Source organism: Pseudolabrys taiwanensis (assembly GCF_003367395.1).
GTDB lineage: Bacteria > Pseudomonadota > Alphaproteobacteria > Rhizobiales > Xanthobacteraceae > Pseudolabrys > Pseudolabrys taiwanensis.
In genome coordinates this window covers 2,123,207-2,141,074 of sequence record NZ_CP031417.1, presented here as the reverse complement: position 1 = coordinate 2,141,074, position 17,868 = coordinate 2,123,207, and the positions used below count along the sequence as shown (strand labels likewise).

Here is a 17,868-nt window from a genome sequence, read left to right as displayed (position 1 = left end):
GCGGCAGGCGGGGGGTACCGGGCGGGAACTTTGCCCGCTTTCGGGCGAATTTAGTCGGCCCCGTTCATCGGCGGGTCAGGTTCCTGGCCGTATGGTGCGCGAATCGTCGCACGCCATGCCCTTCCCGGAACCGGCCGAAATGAACGTTCATGACCCCCGCCTGACCCTGGCGCCCGAGCCCGCGGCCGTACCGCCGCGGCGGCGCCTGGCCGCCCTTTCCGGCGGCCAGATTGCGGTGGTCACGATCCTGATGCTCGTGGTGGCGTCGATCCCGATCTGGACCAATCCGGTCCCGCCGCTGTCGGACTACGTCAATCACCTCTCGCGCATGCAGGTCATCGCCAATATCGGCAAGGACCCGAACCTGTCGCGCTTCTACGAGATCGTCTGGCAGCCGATCCCCAATCTGATGATGGACCTGATCGTGCCCGTGATCGCGCGCGTGGTGTCGGTCTATCATGCCGGTCAGATCTTCCTGATCGCGATGTTCGCGCTGCTGATCTCCGGCGCGATTGCGCTCAACCGCGCGCTGTTCGGGCGTTGGTCGGCGTTTCCGCTGGTCGCGTTTCCGCTGCTCTACAATCACGTCTTTCTGGTCGGCCTGACCAACTACATCTTCGGCATCGGCCTCGCTTTGTGGGCGCTCGCGTGCTGGACCTTCCTGCGCGAGAAGCATTGGGCGATCAGGCTCGGCGTCTCGACGCTGTTCACCGTGTCGTTGTTCTTCTGCCATCTCTCGGCGCTCGGCGTGTACGGCGTCGGCCTGCTGGCTATGGAGCTGTACCGGCTATGGACGCGCCGGCAGGAGCCGCTCGGCTGGCGTCTCGTCGATTTCGTGGCCACCGGTATTCCGTTCTTGCCGGCGCTGCCGCTGCTGCTGCTCAGCCCGACCATGCGCCTGGCGGAAGAGAACTATTGGGAGCGGCTCGGCAAGATCGACGGCCTCATCTACGCCGTTCAGGTCTACTCGGACATCGCGGCCTTCGCGCTGCTGGCGCTTGCCATTACCGGCATGGCCTGGGCCGTGCGCCGCAATCTGGTGCGCTTCCACCCGCTGTTCTGGGTCATGCTCGCGGTCTGCGGCATCGTCTATCTGGCGATGCCGCGCGTTGCCTTCGCGACCTATATGGCCGACCAGCGGCTGCCGATCGCCTTCGTGTTCATGCTGATCGCCTGCGCCGATATCGATCTGCGCCACCGTCTGGTCCGCCGCGGCTTCCTGGCCTTCCTTGTCGTGACGCTCCTGGTGCGCGTCATCGAGGTGGACGTGACCTGGGCGGAGCTGTCGACGTCGACCAGCGAATTCCGCGCCTCGGTGAAGCGCCTCAAGCCTGGCGCCAAGGTGTTGGTCGCTTATGCCAAGGGTGACGGCGGCGACGACGTTGCCGAATACGGTCTCGTTCACGCCGCCTGTCTCGCCATCATCGAACGCTCGGCGCTGGTGACGACCGTGTTCAGCGTCAAGGGCAAGCAGGTGCTGCACGTCAAACCCGAGTACCGCAGCATCGTCGATAACGAGGACGGCACGCCGCCGACCGTTGCGCGCCTCTTGATCGCTGCTGATCGCGAGGACCCGGACGCGCCGAAGTACTGGGATAATTGGCCGAAGCACTACGACTACGTCTATCTGCTGTTCACCGACAGCGATGCGGACAATCCCGATCCGGCGCATCTGACGCTCATGCAGGATGGCACGAACTTCCAGCTGTACCGCGTGAACGGTAGCGCCACCTCGGCCGTGCCCCAGCGGCAACAGCTTTCGGCGGGCGAGCCGCAGCGCTGACAAGGCCTAGCCGTGCCTTGACTCGTACGGGTCTTTCTGAAGCCGGCCGCCTAGGGATTGCGGGGATAGAGCCGTGCGATTTCCTTGGGAAATCGCACGAATCACTGTACGAATCGAATCAGTTGAAAACTTTTTGCGGTGGCGTCTGCGTGCATTAGCCGGTTACCGCGCGATCCGTCGATCGAGCGGTCCACAGCCGGCCTTGGTCACGGACCCCTTCATGGCGGCTTTCAGCCGGTTCAGCATCGAAGCCTCAGCGCGCCAATGGCATGCGCTCGCCGAGCGTCGTGTTGCCGCCTATCTCGACATGTATCGTAGCGGCCGCTGGCGACACTATTATGCCAGCCAGGAAGAGTTCGCCGCGCGCATGCTGGATGTGATAAAAGTCGCGAAGGCCTTTCAGCAAATCTCCGGCGGGCCGGCGCCCGTCTTGCCGGACATCCAGGACGTCTTTCGCGAAGCCGCATGAGTGCCGTTCGTCTTGTCCCGTGCGCCGCGCTGGTTTGGGCGGTCTTGAGCGTTTCGGCGCTGGCCGAAGACAATCCCGAACACGGCGCCGAATTGCTGCAGAAGGAGTGCGCCTCCTGCCACGCCGTGGGCCGCACCGGCGACAGCCCGCACAAATTCGCGCCCCCCTTCCGTACGCTCGGTCAGCGCTATCCGATTGAATCGCTCGAGGAGGCGCTGGGCGAGGGCATCGTTTCCGGCCATCCCGATATGCCCGAATTCAAGTTTGACGCCGATGACGTCGGTGACATCATTGCCTATCTGAAGTCGATCCAGCAGCGCTGACCATTCCGGCCGGCGCGCGTCGACCGCGAGTTTTCTCCATGAGCCATGCGTTGTTTTCGCCGATCAAGCTGTCGGGCCTCGAGCTTGCCAACCGCCTCGTCGTCTCGCCGATGTGCCAGTATTCGGCCGACGACGGCTGCGCCACCGATTGGCACCTGATGCATCTCGGCATGCTGGCGCATTCTGGCGCCTCGCTGGTGGTGGTGGAAGCGACGCATGTCGAGCGTGCGGGGCGCATCACCCATGGCTGCCTCGGCCTCTACAGTGACGACAACGAACTCGCGCTGGCGCGCGTTATCACGCAGGCGCGGCGCATGGGCAGCGCCAAGTTCGGCGTTCAACTCGCCCATTCCGGCCGCAAGGGTTCGGCGCAGAAGCCGTGGGACGGCGTCACGTCGTTGAAGGCGGGCGAAGACCCCTGGGAAACCCTCGCCCCGTCGCCGATTCCGTTCGGCGACGGCTGGCACACGCCGCGCGAGGCGACCGAGGCGGATCTCAATCGTATCCGGGACGCGTTCGTCAATTCGGCCAAACGCGCATTGCGCATCGGATTCGATGCCATCGAACTGCATATGGCGCACGGTTATCTGCTGCACGGCTTCCTGTCGCCGATCGCCAACAAGCGCACCGATCAATATGGCGGCTCGTTCGAGAACCGTTTGCGCTTTCCGTTGTCGGTCGCGCGGGCCGTGCGCGCCGCCGTGCCGCGCGAGGTGCCGCTCGGCGCTCGCATCACCGGGAGCGACTGGCGGGAGGGCGGCATCACGCCCGACGAGGCCGTCGCTCTCGCCAAGGCGCTCAAGGCCGAGGGGCTCGATTACCTTTGCGTGTCGTCGGGCGGCGTTGCCGCCGATATTCGCAATCCGAGCGAGCCCGGCTACAACGTGCCGATCGCCGCGCGGGTGAAGCAGGAGGCCGGCATTGCCGCGCGGACTGTCGGCCTCATCGTGAAGGCGGAGCAGGCCGAGCAGATTATCGGCGAAGGACACGCCGACATGGTCGCGCTCGCCCGCGGTTTCCTCGACGATCCGCACTGGGGCTGGCACGCGGCCAAGGCACTGGGCGCCGACGTGAAGCGGCCGCGGCAGTATCTGCGCGCGGGCCCGAAGCTGTGGGCGCCGGCGGCGAAGGCCTGATCGGACGGCCGCTTAGCCGGTCGCCGTCAGCGCAAGCTCCGGGATCTCGCGCAGCATGCGCGGGAGATCGTCTGCGGTCTCGACATCCCACAGCGGCGGAAATTCGTTCAGCACGAGCCGGCTCGCGATGACACGCGCGCGCGTCTCGGCGAGGACCTTCGGCGTGCCCCACGGGATTTGCGCGAACAAAGACGGTTCGGGCCGGCGCAGGCCGATGAGCACATAGCCGCCGTCCTCGGCCGGTATCAGCACGACTTCGGCGCCGTCCTGAAGCGCCTTCGCGGTGCTACGCAGATGCCGCGGCGTCAGCGCCGGACACGCGGTCCCAATTAACAGCACCGGCCCCTGGGCGGCGGTGGCGGCGGCCAGCATGCGCGCGCCGAGATCGCCCGCCGGCTGGGGGCGCAATGTCAGCGGCTTGCGCGCCACCATCGAGAGGAACGTGTCGTGGCTCGTATCGGGCGTCCCCCACAACGTGACGCGGCCGACCTCGGCCGAGAGGGCGGTGGTCACAGCCCTGTCCGTCAGCCGCTCCTGCAGGAAGGCGGCCGCCTGCTCGCCGATGCTCGGAATGAGTTGTGTCTTGGCCACGCCTGGAATCGGTGCCGTTGCGAGAATGGCAACGGCTGTCTTGGCGTCGGGCAGGGGAGTAACCATAAGGAGAGCCGAGCTTTTCTGGATCGACCCTGCAGAAATACGCCAGGCATGGCGGTCGCATCAACCGTGACACCGCGATGATGGCCGCTTTGGCGGCAACGCAGCGCGAGGGTGGTTAGCCGGATGTGAACCGCGCCGCCCGGCGGGCCGATCGAACGCTGCTAGCGCGCCTGCGCCACGGCTGCCGGCGCGCCAAACCCGATGCGGCCGAAGCCCGGCAGCTTGACGCCCGGCTGGCGCAAGTCGATGCCGACGACCAGGCCGAGCAGGTTCACTTCCACGCCTTCGACCCAGCCGAGCTTGAAGCCGGCGAGACCGCCGACGCTGATCTCCACGCCCGTATGGCTGTCGGTGAGCCCCGCATAGAAGCCGTCGCGATAATCGCGGCCGACCGCATTCGGCGGCAAGGCCACGCCAAGCTCGGGCACCGTGCGCAGCACGGCGGCGACGAAGCTGTTGCTGTTCGGTCCCGGCCAGATGCGATAATCGCCGGCCTTGGCGTAGCGATACGCGCTGACCGCGGCCTCGATCTGCGGGATCATCTTTTCGGCTTCGGCACCGGACACGTCGGCGATCGCCACCGGCAGATTGCCGTACCAGCGGCCGTCCGGCGGCCAGTTGTTGTTGCGCACCGGCTGGCCCCAGCCGACCACGTCGTAACGCGTCCAGGCGCTGGCGTTGGCCGGCTTGTAGACGATCCAGCTGTGCACCGAGAAGATGCCCTTCCAGGCGCCCGTCGTGCCGGTGAAGACGACCACGCGCGCGTCCTTGTCGGCGGTCGCCGGCGGCAGCAGGCCCGCGCTCGACCAGTCGGCGTCGCGCCAGGAACGCGGGTCGTTGCCGACGGCGTAAAGCGCGGCGCGGGCGACAAGCGGCCCGAGAAAGAGAAGCAGGATGGCGAACATCGGAACAACGCGGCTGAAGCGGCGGGAGCGCATGGCGAGCAGTATAGGTGGGTTCGCGGCGGCACGAGGGCAAGCGGCGATGCGTGTCCCGGCGCGGTGTCAGACCCGTCACCCTGAGGTGCGCCCCGAAGGGGCGCCTCGAAGGGCGACGGCCAATGAGGTGACGCCGTCACCCTTCGAGGCTCGCTGCGCTCGCACCTCAGGATGACGGCAATTCACCGCGCCTGATTGTCCGCGATCTTGAGCTGCGGATAGGCGGCCGCGCCGTCCTTGGCGAGATCGCCGGTGACGGCCTTGGCCCATTCCATGCCGACGATGCCGCCGCGCTTGGCGCCGGCGATGAGATTGCCGGTGATGGTCGCGTCGCCGGCGCCGCGCACGACGGAGACGGCGATGCCGATGCCGGCGTTGCGCACGACGTTGCCGGTCACCGTGACGTTGCGCAGATAGGGGCCCCAGCCGACGCGAATGCCGTAGCCGGGCGCGTCCTCGATGACGTTGCCGGTGCAGGCGGCTTCGGCCTCGACGCCGATGCCGACGCCGGTCCATTCCGGTGGGTTGTCGGGCCGCCGCACGCCGACATTGCGCAGGAGATTGCCTTGCACGACGGCGAGCCGGCCGCCGTCGTTGAAGTTGGTGACGGCGATCCCGTTCTCGGCGGTGTCGATCACGTTGTTCGCGAACACCGCGCCTTCGTAACCGAACTCGGCGTACATCGCGGCCTCTTTCATCACCGCGCAATTGTTGCCGAGCACCTGCATGTTGGAGGCTTGGTTGCCGCGCACCGCCGAGAAGGCGCAGCGGCGGATCGTGTTGTCGCGCACGATCACGTTAGCGGCGCGAAAGACGTTGACGGCGTTGCCGTTCTGCCCGGTGCCGCCGGCGCGGGCGGCGATGTCCTCGATGGTGTTGGCGGCAACAACGCTGCCGTCATGACGCTTCGCGCTCTGCCACACGCGAACGCCGCCATTGCCGCAGCCACGGATGACGTTGTTGCTCACGATCGCGCCGGTGTTGTCGACGCCGTAGAGCGCGTTATCCGCCGATGTGACGATCGTGTTGCCGGTGATGATCGCGCCGTCGCTGTTGGTGACGGCGACGCCGTTGCCGCCGGCGTTGCTGACCGTGCAATCCGTCAGGCGCAAGCCCCGCGTCGACGTAAGATCGACGAGTCCGCGGTTCTGCGGCAGCGCAACGCCGTTGCCCTCGAAGGCGAGGCCGGACAGCGTCACGCTGTCGGCGCCTTGCGCCGCGATCAGCACCGCGCCGCGCGTGAAGGACAGCCTGGTCGCGCCGCGCACGCCGAAGATCTGGACCCCGGCCGCAAGCCTGAGATCGCCGGCCCGGTAGACGCCGGGCGCCAGCATCAGCGGCGCGCGGCTCTGCGCGCAGGCGTCGAGCGCGCGCTGCAGCCGCGCCGATTGATCCTCGGCCGCGCCCGGCCGCACGCCGTATTGCGCCGCATCGACCCCGAACGTCGCCAAGGGCGCGGCGCGCGCCGCGGACGCGGTGGCCGCACTCGCGGCGGCGGCGATCAGGAGGCGGCGGCGGTCGACGGGCATGGGCCTATTGTGCGCCGGCCGGGTTAAGGCCGGTTAACGCCGCGCCGCGGCCGCCAGCGCCAGCAGGATGCGGGTTCCGGCGCGGGCGAGGTCGTGGGCGGCGAACCGCCGGCCGCCGCGCCGCGCCTGCGCTCCGCGCGCCGTCAGCGGCACATGGACGAACGCCGCCGCGCGCGGGCCTCCGGGCTTGCCGGCGGCCTCGGCCGCGCGCCAGCACAGGTAATTGCAGAGATAGCGCCCGGCGTCCGGCGACAGCGCCGCCGGCAGGCGCGCCTGCCGCGCCGCCGCGAGCAAGTGCCGCACCGGCGCCGGCAGCGGCAGGGCCGCCGGGGCGCCGCGCACGATTTGGCTGCGCCGCAGCGAGGCGCTGGTGGCATCCGGCATCAGCGCCAGGGCGTTGCGCGCGCGCGTCTCGATGCGGATGTGCCGCGTCCGCGCGGCGAGGCCGAACATTAGCACCGCGTCGGGCTTGTGCTTGGCGAGCAGCGCCGGCAAGTCGCGGTCGACCGCGGCGTAGCTCACCGGGAAGACATGCGTGACGATGGTGACGTCGCGCAGCGCCGGCCGCCGCACGCTGCCGAGCGCGCGCACCAGCCTCTCGGTCGGATTATACGGCGCGCCGGGGAAGGGGCCGAAGCCGGTGATGAGGATGGTGGTCATGTTTTCTTTTAACATCCGAGAGCGGCTGTCCGCCTCATCCTGAGGAGCCCGCCGAAGCGTAGCGAAGGCGGGCGTCTCGAAGGATGGGGCGGCCCCATGCTTCGAGACGCGCTGCTTTGCAGCGCTCCTCAGCATGAGGCCGAGAGAGGCCGGCTCGCGTGGCCGTTCTCTCCAATTTCTCCTTTTCTAGCGCGCGGATGCTCGGTTGTGCAGAGAGTAGTGTACCGGGTAGGGTTGCATGGCAAAAAAAGCGCGCTGATCATCGACAATGAATACAGTCCCGTTGACCGCATCCTCCTTCGCCACCTATCTGGCGCTCGCCACGTCAACGCCAAATGCGGAAAACTTTAAGCCTATACCAGATGTACTGGCGGAGCGACGGAAGGAACAAGATGCTCAACTAAAGGAGATCAGGGGGCTCCTTTTAAAACCGAACAGCGGATTGCTGGTGGACGCGGTCTCGATCCTTCGCAAGCCGATCTGCATCGCAGCGCTTCTCGGACGCATAGACCCAGAGCAATATACGTTAATAAACTACATACGGGACGCTCTCAGTCAGTCCAATGATGACTACAAGGATTGCCGCTTCGTCGTCCCTTTTAGCGAAGAGGCGACCTGGAAGCAGGCGATCTCAAGGGCTCGCCGTGCGATGGAGCTCGCCGACTTCAATCATTACGACATTAACCGGTTTTCTCGTGCATACGCCGTTGCCGGCGCGTGCAAGCGTTGGGAGAAACGTGGATTTCAGATCACGCTATCGACATTCGGACCGAGCTTGGATGACAAAGACGTCTCTAAGATATGCGCAAATATAGAGGCGACCATCCGGTCTCTCGGCGGCAGAAACGTTATTGGTAATATTTTGGCTTGGCACACCGCCAATGGGCGAATGTACGAAGGGTCGCTTCTGTATGGGCGGATCGTCGATCAGCTAGGCCAGCATCGAGAGCCGGCTATTCCATTCCATTTCCTGTATAATTTGGCCTTGAAGCACCTCGGTGCTGCGCAAACATCGACACACCCCAAGGATGACTTCGGGCGCGCAATTGAATTGGCACGTGATTTAGGTGCTGTGTTCGACGTCGAATCGTATCTCGTCTATGAGAATATGGGTGTCGCAATTGGCAATTTTCACAACACGCTGGTTGATCGCATATTTTACGATGAACTTTTCGGATTTCAGCAATGGCAGCCGACTGTCGCGGAACACCTTCTGCGGGAGTGGCTTGGGCATCTTGAAGCAACCGGGATACCCTTGCCTGTTATCCAAATGGCGGGATGGCGGCGCTTCGTTTCATCGCTATTCAAATTGTCATCAGTGGACAAATTTATCGTCACTCATCCCTGTGAGCACGTGAATGCTGAGTTAGGGCTTGCAAACGTCAGTCAGTTGTTTGAGTTGCTTGCCATTACTGCCGACAAGCTCAATGACGGCTATTCCACGCCGTTCGAAACGGCAAAGCGGAACGCTCCCTATTTCCCACTTTATCGGCTCAGCAAGGACGTTTGGCTGATCCCTCCGCGAGGAATTTTTGGGCGAGCGATGTACGAGCGAATTTACGCACTTCTGCGCGATATGAAACATCCCCAGCTTGAGCGAGCAATGGGCGCGGCCCTCGAACTTCTCACGGCTGACGCAATCGCTAGCACCGGAAAAGCACCAGAAGTCCTGGGCGAGAAATACAAGGAAGGCACCACCAAGAGATCCCCGACATTCGAGGTCGATGTGGTCTCAGAAACGGCCGCGGACTTAATTTTGCTTGAGTGCAAGAAGAAGCCACTGACCAATGCGGCACGAGCAGGCAATTCCTTGTCAGCGGCAGTCGATCTGGCACAAGGCTTCCTCGATCCCTTGGTCCAGATGGCCCGTCATGAAAAGCATCTTTGTGGGTCTGGATTACACTTCATCAGCGGGAAGTCATTACATCTTGGCGAACGACATCTGACGAAAATCAGCGTCACAATGACTGATCACGGCTCGATGCAAGATCGGCTATTTTTGCGTGGGCTGATTAGCGCTTTGTACGGGGTTAAACTGACAGCCGCAGATCCCGCCAATCAAAAGGAAGCTAAAAAAGTAAATGATGCTATCGCGGCGCTTCAGGGCGGCGTCAACGCAATCATTTCTCTGACTGGGGAGCCTCTAGACAAATTCATTCGTCGTTATTTGCCTTCTTGCTGGTGGCTGTCAATTGATCAGCTGTATTTCCTTTGCCGCGGATCGGCCGATCTTCGCGCGGCACTGGCGCCATTGGGAAGCATTACGTTCGGCAGTGGGGATATAATGACGGAGATTTCTCACAGCGCACGTGTCGGGCTCCTTGCGAAATACAGGCGAGCTTGACGACAAACGCGAGACGCCCTGTGAGTTAAATCGTAACCTCTCCAGTCCGAGTTTGTGTCTCGCTAATTGCGCGCGTTCGCTGTGGGTGACAAGTGGATATGACCATGTCCTCGAACTAGGCCCCGCTTTGCGCGCCGTAGCTGATGTTAGTCGATGCCTCGTCGCCCCAAAATATCCTCCCTACCCCTTGAACTTTTATTCCTACTGATTATAGTCCTTCCTATCCCGCCCCGATAGCGAGGGGTGTCTGATCAGCGTCTCCAGACGCGGGGCGGGGAGCGGTGGCCGGGCGGGGGCGTCGGAGATGCGGCGCCAGTTTCCCTCCCGGCGGTCCAAGCCGCGGACGTCCCGGCGCCTCGACGTGGCGCCGAGGGCCCTGACGGCGGAAGCCCGGGACTCGTCAGAAGTCCGGGGCCACGCCTGGCTCTCCATCGGTGGTATGTGCCCGAAAGGCCGTTAAACGATCGCCCACCGGGGATCTTCGCGGAGCAAACCTCAAAACACCGCGCGCGGGACGCCTTGGGACTGGCGGACTTGCGGCTTTACTCACCTCGACAAGCCTCGATGTCGCGAGGCATCGAGGTCCGTGGGTCCGACGGGACCTAGGCGTTCCGCGCGCCCTCGCGCTTTTCTTGCTTGGGTGGCGGCAATGGAATTCCGGACGACGGCGTTGCCCGCGCCGCAAAGAACAGGGCCGGCGGAGCGTTGGCTTCTCGCCCCACCCGCCGGCTTCGCCGGCACCCTCCCCGCGAGCGGGGAGGGATAAGGCGCTACACCCCGAGTAGCGCCGCGATCTCTTCCACCGCCAAGGTCGGCGCCAGCGCGCCGGCGGCGACTTGCGCTTCGGCGTGCCGGACCTTGGCGCGGATCGCCGGATCGCTGCGCAGGCGCGCGGTGAGCCGCTCCTCGAGCATGGCCCACATCCATTTGACCTGCTGCTCGCGCCGCTTCTCGGCGAGTTCGCCTGAGGCGCTCATGAGTTTCTTGTGCCGCTCGATCTGCGCCCACAACGGCGCGATGCCGTCGCCGGTGAGCGCCGAATAAGTGACGACCGGCGGCGCCCACGTGGCCGAGCGCGGCGTCAGGATGTTGAGCGCGCCGCGATACTCGGCCGCGGCGGCGCGGGCACGCTGCACATTGTCGCCGTCGGCCTTGTTGACCGCGATCATGTCGGCGAGCTCGACGATGCCCTTCTTGATGCCCTGCAGTTCGTCGCCGGCGCCGGCGACCATCAGCACCAGGAAAAAGTCGGTCATATCGGCGACCGCCGTCTCCGATTGGCCGACGCCGACGGTCTCGACCAGCACCACGTCGTAACCGGCCGCCTCGCACAGCAGCATGGTCTCGCGCGTCTTGGCGGCGACGCCGCCGAGCGTGCCGGAGGAGGGCGAGGGCCGGATGAAGGCTTTGGGATCGATGGCGAGCCGCGCCATGCGCGTCTTGTCGCCGAGGATCGAGCCGCCGGTGCGCGAGGACGACGGATCGACCGCCAGCACCGCGACCTTGTGGCCGTGCTCGGTGAGGTAGGTGCCGAGCGCGTCGATGGTCGTCGACTTGCCGGCGCCCGGCGCCCCGGTGATGCCGAGCCGGATGGCCTGGCCGGTCGCCGGCAGCAGCTGCTGCACCAACTGATGCGCCTGCGCGCGGTGGTCGGCGCGCTTGCTCTCGATCAGCGTGATCGCCCGCGCCAGCGTCGCGCGGTCGCCGGCACGGATGCCGGCGGCGAGCGTGGGGACGGACGATGAGGTTGGTGACGGCATCGTCGCCAATTACGCCGGGATGAGCGCGATGTTGAGGCGCCTGGCGCTGGCGCGGACATCATGGTCGATCGTCGCCAACGTCGCGTCGTTGGACAAGGCCAGTTCGACGTAGATCGCATCGTAAACGGTTAGCTTCTCTCGCTCGGCAAAATCGATCAGAGCGAACATGCGGTCGAAGGACGGCGGGGCTTCCGTTCTAGGCCTGAAGGCGACGAGATAGTCGATCGCTGAGCCGACCATTTCAGCAGTCATTCTTCCGCGGCGTTTGTTTATCCAAAGAGCGTTGGCGACTTCCGAGGGCCAATGTGCGGGCACGCTGATCTGCGCCGTGAGCAAGAGGTCATAGACAGAATCTGGATCGGCGACATTGTCCTCGCGAAGAATAAGCGCAACGATCAACGAAGCGTCGACAACGATCAATGACGTCCCTCGTTGATCCAGCTCTTGATTTCCTCGGGGGTCGCCTGGATGTTGATCTCACGGGAAAGTGCGCGCAAACCCTTGATCGCCTTGCGCCGTTCTTCGACCTCTTCCGGCGTCAGTTCCGGTTCGGCGCGCACGAGCTTTGCCACGGGCTTGCCGTGACGCGTAATCACGACCTGACCACCCTTCTCGACCTCTTCGACGAGGGCAGACAGGTTTGTCTTAGCTTCGAACATACCGACGTGCTTCATGGCGCTAATATAAGAAATCTAGCTAGACTAGTCTAGCTAGATTTTGTCCCCGGCTATCTATCTCACGGTCTCCGGCACCACGGCCGCTACTGCTCGTCCTTCTTGGCGTCGTCCGCCGGCCGCTCGCCGCCGAACAGCGCGACGCCGTCCGGCGACAGGTGGCTCTTGAACACGGTCCACGGCACGAACACGACGTAGCTGCCCTCGACGTAAGCGCCGACCGCATAGGGCGAGAAGTAAGCGATCAGTCCGCTGCTCTTGTCCTTCTCGGTCGACGGCGCGAGCGCGATGGCGCCGATCGACAGGATCTTCGGCTTCACATTGTCGATGCCCGAATCCTTGTCGGCGTCGGGAATGTCGCGCGCCTTCTTTTCGGCGACGAGCGCGATGCGGATCGCCTTGGCGAGCGTCTGCATGGTCGGGCCGTTGTCCGCGCTTTCCTTGAAGAAGGGCCGGATGCTGATGCGCTTCTTGGCCCCGCTGTCCCACAGGATGATGTCGGTGCCGTGATTGGGATGCGCGCCGAGGCTGTTCATGTAGTCGGTGCGCTCGACGCTGACATAGCGGCCGATCGCCGAGCGTTCGCCGTAGCTGCGCTCGAAGGTGTAGCGCCGGCCGTCGCTGAAGATGTCCGGCATCTCCTTGCGGTCCTTGTCCGCTTCGGTGCGCCACTTCGCCATCTCGCGCCGGCCCTCGGCCAGCAGGTTGTCATAGAGGCCGGGATAGGCCTTCAGCGCGTCTTCGACGATGACGCTGGCTTCGATGTTTTTGGTGTTGAGGGTCGCGGCGGGTTTGGGGTCCTCGGCGCGAGCCATGGAGCCGACCGACATTGCGGCGATAAGGGCGAGTGCGTTTAAGAACTTCATGGTTCGGATTCTTACGATTTCCGACGCTCCTCGTCGAGCACGCGCTCCACGAAGTTCTTCAGCGGCGGCAATTCGGTGTTGGCGATGTGCAATAAGATATTAACGTCGATGCTATGATAGGCATGGCGGAGCCTGTTGCCGAGATCGGTCATGCGCGGCCAGTCGATGGCGGACTCCCGCTTCCTGATATCTGCCGGGACATGTCGGGCGGCCTCGCAGATGATTTCGAATTCGCGTTCGAGCACCATGCGCATCCACCGGCTATCCGATATTTTGTCGCGGTCGCCCTTCGCGAGCAATGATCGAATGCTTTCGATGCATTCGAGAATTTGTTCCAGCCGATCGCCGAGGCTGGGCGGCATGATCAGAACACCTTGATGAGATCGTCGGCGATCCGCGCGGAGATTTTGTCGCTCAAAGAACCGCGAAGGCTGGCTTGCACCTCGAAGCCGACGGCGACCTTCACAATCTGCTCCACATCGAAGGCGACATAGAGCGGGTTTTTGATGTCCGCATCGACGGCAATAAGCACGTCCAGATCGCTGTCCGGCCGCGCGTCGCCGCGTGCGCGCGATCCGAAAATAGCAAGCCCCGTCACGCCCTTGGCGCGGAGGGCCGGTTCGAGTCCGCGCAGGCGTTCGAGCAAGGCGTCGCGACTGAGGTCGGCGGCAACAGTCATGGGACGCAGGCTATCACGGACGGCCCGCGCTGGACATCACTCCGCCGCTTCCTGGCTGTGGCCGAGGCGCTTTGCGAGCGACTTCAGGAGCTTCTCGGCGGCTTCGGAGATCACGGTGCCGGGCGGGAAGATCGCCTCGGCGCCGGATTTCATCAGCGCGTCGTAGTCCTGCGGCGGTACGACGCCGCCGACCACGATCATGATGTCCTCGCGGCCCTGCTTCTTCAGTTCGGCCTTCAACTCCGGCACCAGCGTGAGATGCGCGGCGGCGAGCGATGAGACGCCGAGCACGTGCACGTCGTTCTCGACCGCCTGGCGCGCGGCTTCTTCCGGCGTCGCGAACAAGGGACCGATATCGACGTCGAAGCCGAGATCGGCGAAGGCGGAGGCAATCACCTTCTGGCCGCGGTCGTGACCGTCCTGGCCGATCTTGGCGACCAGCAGCCGCGGCCGGCGGCCTTCCGCCGCTTCGAAGGCTTCGACCAGATCGCGCACACGTTCGACGGCGCCGGTCATGCCGACCTCCCGCTTGTAGACGCCGGTGATGGCTTTGATCTCGGCGCGGTGGCGGCCATAGACCTTCTCCAGCGCCGCGGAAATCTCGCCGACGGTGGCCTTGGCGCGGGCCGCTTCGACCGCGAGTTCGAGCAGATTGCCGTTGCCGCCATCGGCGGCGCGGGTGAGGGCGTCGAGCGCTTCCTTGAGCGCCGTCGGATTGCGTTCGGCCTTGAGCCGCGCGAGCTTATCGAGCTGGCGCGCGCGCACGGCGGAATTGTCGACCTTGAGCACGTCGATCGGCGGCTCGTCGCTCGGCTGATATTTGTTCACGCCGATCACCGACTGGTGGCCCGAGTCGATGCGCGCCTGCGTCTTGGCGGCGGCTTCCTCGATGCGGAGCTTCGGGATGCCGGCCTCGATCGCCTTGGCCATGCCGCCGAGGCCCTCGACTTCCTGGATATGGCCCCAGGCCTTCTTGGCGAGTTCGTAAGTGAGGCGTTCGACATAGTAAGAGCCGCCCCAGGGATCGACGATGCGCGTCGTGCCGCTTTCCTGCTGCAACACGATTTGCGTGTTGCGGGCGATGCGCGCCGAGAAGTCGGTCGGCAGCGCCAAGGCTTCGTCGAGCGAGTTGGTGTGCAGCGACTGCGTATGGCCTTGCGTCGCCGCCATCGCCTCGATCATGGTGCGGGCGACGTTGTTGAACACGTCCTGCGCGGTCAGCGACCAGCCCGAGGTCTGCGAATGCGTGCGCAATGACAATGAGCGCGCGTCGTCCGGCTTGAACGGCTTGATCAGCTTCGCCCAGATCATGCGCGCGGCGCGCATCTTGGCGATCTCCATGAAGTAGTTCATGCCGATCGCCCAGAAGAACGAGATGCGCGGCGCGAACTGGTCGACGGTCAAGCCGGCCTTCAGCCCCGCGCGCACATATTCGACGCCGTCGGCGAGCGTGTAAGCGAGCTCGAGGTCCTGCGTCGCGCCGGCTTCCTGCATGTGATAGCCGGACACCGAGATCGAATTGAACTTCGGCATCTCGGCCGACGTATAGGCGAAGATGTCGGAGATGATGCGGAGCGACGGCGCGGGCGGATAGATGTAGGTGTTCCGCACCATGAATTCTTTGAGGATGTCGTTCTGGATCGTGCCCGACAATTTGTTGTGCGGCACGCCCTGTTCTTCCGCCGCGACGATGTAGAGCGCGAGCACCGGCAGCACCGCGCCGTTCATGGTCATCGACACGCTCATCTGATCGAGCGGAATGCCGGAGAACAAGGTGCGCATGTCGTAGATCGAGTCGATCGCGACGCCGGCCATGCCGACGTCGCCGGCGACGCGCGGATGATCCGAGTCATAGCCGCGATGCGTGGCGAGATCGAAGGCGATCGACAGGCCCTTCTGGCCGGCGGCGAGATTGCGCCGGTAGAAGGCGTTGGAATCCTCCGCCGTGGAGAAGCCGGCGTATTGCCGGATGGTCCAAGGCTGCGCCGCGTACATCGCGGGGTAGGGGCCGCGCAGGTAAGGCGCCTTGCCGGGATAGGTGTCGAGGAAGTCGAGGCCCTTGAGATCGGCTTCGCTGTAAGCGGGCTTCACCGCAATGGCTTCCGGCGTCATCCACGGCGCGACATTGTCGTTGCCGGGAGGAACGGCCGTGTCGGCGAAAGCGACCGAGGTGAAATCAGGAATCTCGCTCATGGCGTCCTCAGCGTATCATAGGCGGCCTGCAGCGTCGAAAGCACGTCGCAGCCCGCGTAAATATAGGTCTTCACGCCCGCACCCTTCAGCGCGGCTTCAAGTTCGCCCGGCCGGCCAGCGAGATGGACGATGGCGCCGGCCGCCGCGAGTTCCTTCGCCGCGTCCGCCGCTTGCGCTTCGTAGACTTTGTCCGATGAACAGAGACAGGCAAGCTTCGCGCCCGAAGCCTTGAACGCCGCGCGCATCGCGGCTTGATCGGGGAAGCCGTCATTGCCGACCGTCTCGATCCCGCCGGCTTCGTAGAAGTTCTTGGCGAAGGTCGCGCGCGCGGTGAAGTCCGACACCTTGCCGAGATTGGCGAGGAACACCTTCGGACGTGCACCGGTCTTGGCGAGAATGGCGTCGGATTTATCGCGCAAGGCTTCGAATGGCTCGGAGAGGCGCGTGAGCGGCAGCGGTTCGACTGGCGTGCCGGCAGGCGACGCCAGCGTAACGCGCGCGACGTCGAGCACTTTGGGCGATGCTTCGGTGAGATTGGGATAATCGCTGGTGCCGGTGAGCGGGTCGCGGCGTTTGGCGATGGCGGCCTGGCGCGCGGCGCGCGTGGCGGCGATCTTCTTCTGGATGACGCCTTGCTCGATGGCGGCCGCGGCGCCGCCGGCGGCTTCGATCTCCTGGAACAAGAGCCACGCCGTCTCGGCGATCTCACGCGTCAGCGTTTCGATGCCGCCGGCGCCGGCGGCGGGATCGACGACGCGATAGAGGTTCGACTCTTCGAGCAATATGAGCTGCGTGTTGCGCGCGACGCGCCGCGCGAAAGCGTCAGAGAGGCCGCAGGCGAGAGTGAAGGGCAATACGCTGATGCTGTCGGCGCCGCCGACGCCGGCGGCGGTGACGGCGATCGTGGCGCGCAGCATGTTCACGTTGACGTCGCGCGCGGTCATCATGCGCCACGCTGTCTCGGCCGAGACGAACGCCGGCTTGGGCGCCACGCCGCTCGCTTGTTCGACGCGCGCCCACAGCTTCCGCAAGGCACGGAATTTGGCGATGGTGAGGAACTCGTCGGCGTCGGCCGCGAGGCGGAAGAAGATGAAGTCGCGCGCCTGATCAAGCGATATGCCGGCATCCGCGAACATGTGCCAGTAGGCGACGGCGTTGGCAATGACGAAGGCGAGCTCCTGCGCTTCCGAGCCGCCGGCGGCATGCACGCCGCGCCCGTCGGCAACGGCGAACGGGCCCTTGAAGCCTTGCGACGCGAGACGTTCGACCATGCCCGACAGGAGCTTGGCGGTCTCCGCCCACGGGCGCGGCGCGACGCCGTTGCGCGCCATCAGGCCGAGTGGATCGTGGGCGAAGCGGATTTGCGTCTTGGCCGGATCGATGCCGCGGGTCTTGACCACAGCGGCGAGGTTCAGCCCGGCCTCCTTGGCTTGCGTGCTGAAGTCGGTTTCGATCGGCACGGCATCGAGCCAGACATTGTCGAGCGCGGCGGCGATGCTCGCCTCACTGCCGTCGAGGCCGTAGCCATAGGCGCCGACGCTGCCGGCGAAGACCAGGGAAAGTGCGGTGGCGCCGTTCTCCAGGTCGTGCAGCGCCTGGGCGTTGGCGGCCTTGGCATCGGGATGGTCGACGCGTTGGATGACCTGCCACGGCACCGCCGGCCGGCCGGCGACGAGCGGTGCGCCGGCCGCGCGCGGATAGAGCGGCTCGACGCGCAGGCCGTCATAGGTGCGGCTCACCAGGCGCTTGTCGAAATCGGCGCCCTTCAGCGCGGCATCGACGAGTTTGCGCCACTCGGTCTCGGTCGTGGCGGGGAATTCGGCGGCAAGGACAAGGTCTTCGGTCATCGGGGAAAAA

17 protein-coding genes are annotated in these 17,868 nt (G+C 64.9%); 5 read left to right on the top strand and 12 right to left on the bottom strand.

Going from position 1 to position 17,868, the window contains the following annotated elements; genetic code table 11:
• The first annotated feature begins 139 nt into the window (after positions 1-139).
• The 4 genes from DW352_RS10270 (at position 140) to DW352_RS10255 (ending at position 3,711) form a co-directional block, all read left to right on the top strand.
• Positions 140-1,783, top strand: a complete 1,644-nt coding sequence (locus tag DW352_RS10270; RefSeq protein WP_162826897.1) for a hypothetical protein — start codon at positions 140-142, stop codon at positions 1,781-1,783.
• Between the two features lie 220 nt (positions 1,784-2,003).
• On the top strand, positions 2,004-2,252 hold the full coding sequence (locus DW352_RS10265; protein ID WP_162826896.1) for a hypothetical protein: 249 nt from the start codon (positions 2,004-2,006) through the stop codon (positions 2,250-2,252).
• Positions 2,249-2,575, top strand: a complete 327-nt coding sequence (locus tag DW352_RS10260; RefSeq protein ID WP_115690911.1) for a c-type cytochrome — start codon at positions 2,249-2,251, stop codon at positions 2,573-2,575. Before DW352_RS10265 ends, DW352_RS10260 begins: the two co-directional genes overlap by 4 nt.
• Positions 2,576-2,613: 38 nt before the next feature.
• Complete coding sequence (locus DW352_RS10255; RefSeq protein ID WP_115690909.1) at positions 2,614-3,711, top strand: NADH:flavin oxidoreductase/NADH oxidase; 1,098 nt, start codon at positions 2,614-2,616, stop codon at positions 3,709-3,711.
• A 12-nt stretch (positions 3,712-3,723) separates the two neighbouring features.
• On the opposite strand, the gene DW352_RS10250 is transcribed toward DW352_RS10255, so the two are convergent.
• The 4 genes from DW352_RS10250 to DW352_RS10235 all read right to left on the bottom strand — a co-directional run bounded on the left by DW352_RS10250 (position 3,724) and on the right by DW352_RS10235 (position 7,495).
• Positions 3,724-4,368 carry a TIGR04282 family arsenosugar biosynthesis glycosyltransferase gene (locus tag DW352_RS10250; protein WP_115690907.1) on the bottom strand — a complete coding sequence of 215 codons (645 nt, stop codon included), beginning with the start codon at positions 4,366-4,368 and terminating at the stop codon, positions 3,724-3,726.
• A 161-nt stretch (positions 4,369-4,529) separates the two neighbouring features.
• Positions 4,530-5,306, bottom strand: a complete 777-nt coding sequence (locus DW352_RS10245; RefSeq protein ID WP_245434397.1) for a DUF3750 domain-containing protein — start codon at positions 5,304-5,306, stop codon at positions 4,530-4,532.
• A 182-nt stretch (positions 5,307-5,488) separates the two neighbouring features.
• Positions 5,489-6,835, bottom strand: a complete 1,347-nt coding sequence (locus DW352_RS10240; protein WP_115690905.1) for a TIGR03808 family TAT-translocated repetitive protein — start codon at positions 6,833-6,835, stop codon at positions 5,489-5,491.
• 33 nt (positions 6,836-6,868) lie between these two features.
• Positions 6,869-7,495, bottom strand: a complete 627-nt coding sequence (locus DW352_RS10235; RefSeq protein WP_115690903.1) for a pyroglutamyl-peptidase I — start codon at positions 7,493-7,495, stop codon at positions 6,869-6,871.
• A gap of 283 nt (positions 7,496-7,778) precedes the next feature.
• On the opposite strand from DW352_RS10235, the gene DW352_RS10230 reads away from it, so the two are divergent.
• Positions 7,779-9,839 carry a hypothetical protein gene (locus DW352_RS10230; protein ID WP_162826895.1) on the top strand — a complete coding sequence of 687 codons (2,061 nt, stop codon included), beginning with the start codon at positions 7,779-7,781 and terminating at the stop codon, positions 9,837-9,839.
• Positions 9,840-10,609: 770 nt separating this feature from the next.
• On the opposite strand, the gene meaB is transcribed toward DW352_RS10230, so the two are convergent.
• The 8 genes from meaB to DW352_RS10185 form a co-directional block, all read right to left on the bottom strand.
• Entirely contained in the window at positions 10,610-11,599 is a 990-nt protein-coding gene (meaB, locus tag DW352_RS10220; protein WP_115694348.1) for a methylmalonyl Co-A mutase-associated GTPase MeaB, read from the bottom strand.
• A 9-nt stretch (positions 11,600-11,608) separates the two neighbouring features.
• On the bottom strand, positions 11,609-12,019 hold the full coding sequence (locus DW352_RS10215) for a type II toxin-antitoxin system VapC family toxin (RefSeq protein ID WP_115690897.1): 411 nt from the start codon (positions 12,017-12,019) through the stop codon (positions 11,609-11,611).
• Positions 12,016-12,258, bottom strand: coding sequence for a type II toxin-antitoxin system Phd/YefM family antitoxin (locus DW352_RS10210; protein WP_245434396.1), 243 nt, complete (start codon positions 12,256-12,258; stop codon positions 12,016-12,018). Before DW352_RS10210 ends, DW352_RS10215 begins: the two co-directional genes overlap by 4 nt.
• 101 nt (positions 12,259-12,359) lie before the next feature.
• Positions 12,360-13,139 (bottom strand): RsiV family protein, encoded by a 780-nt coding sequence (locus DW352_RS10205; protein ID WP_115690893.1) that lies wholly within the window; start codon positions 13,137-13,139, stop codon positions 12,360-12,362.
• Between the two features lie 11 nt (positions 13,140-13,150).
• Positions 13,151-13,501 carry a HepT-like ribonuclease domain-containing protein gene (locus DW352_RS10200; RefSeq protein ID WP_115690891.1) on the bottom strand — a complete coding sequence of 117 codons (351 nt, stop codon included), beginning with the start codon at positions 13,499-13,501 and terminating at the stop codon, positions 13,151-13,153.
• Between the two features lie 2 nt (positions 13,502-13,503).
• The gene (locus tag DW352_RS10195) at positions 13,504-13,818 is read right to left on the bottom strand and encodes a nucleotidyltransferase family protein (RefSeq protein ID WP_115690889.1); all 315 of its coding nucleotides are present in this window, start codon (positions 13,816-13,818) and stop codon (positions 13,504-13,506) included.
• Between the two features lie 36 nt (positions 13,819-13,854).
• On the bottom strand, positions 13,855-16,011 hold the full coding sequence (scpA, locus tag DW352_RS10190) for a methylmalonyl-CoA mutase (RefSeq protein WP_115690887.1): 2,157 nt from the start codon (positions 16,009-16,011) through the stop codon (positions 13,855-13,857).
• Positions 16,008-17,858, bottom strand: a complete 1,851-nt coding sequence (locus DW352_RS10185; protein ID WP_115690885.1) for a methylmalonyl-CoA mutase subunit beta — start codon at positions 17,856-17,858, stop codon at positions 16,008-16,010. Before DW352_RS10185 ends, scpA begins: the two co-directional genes overlap by 4 nt.
• Positions 17,859-17,868: the final 10 nt, after the last annotated feature.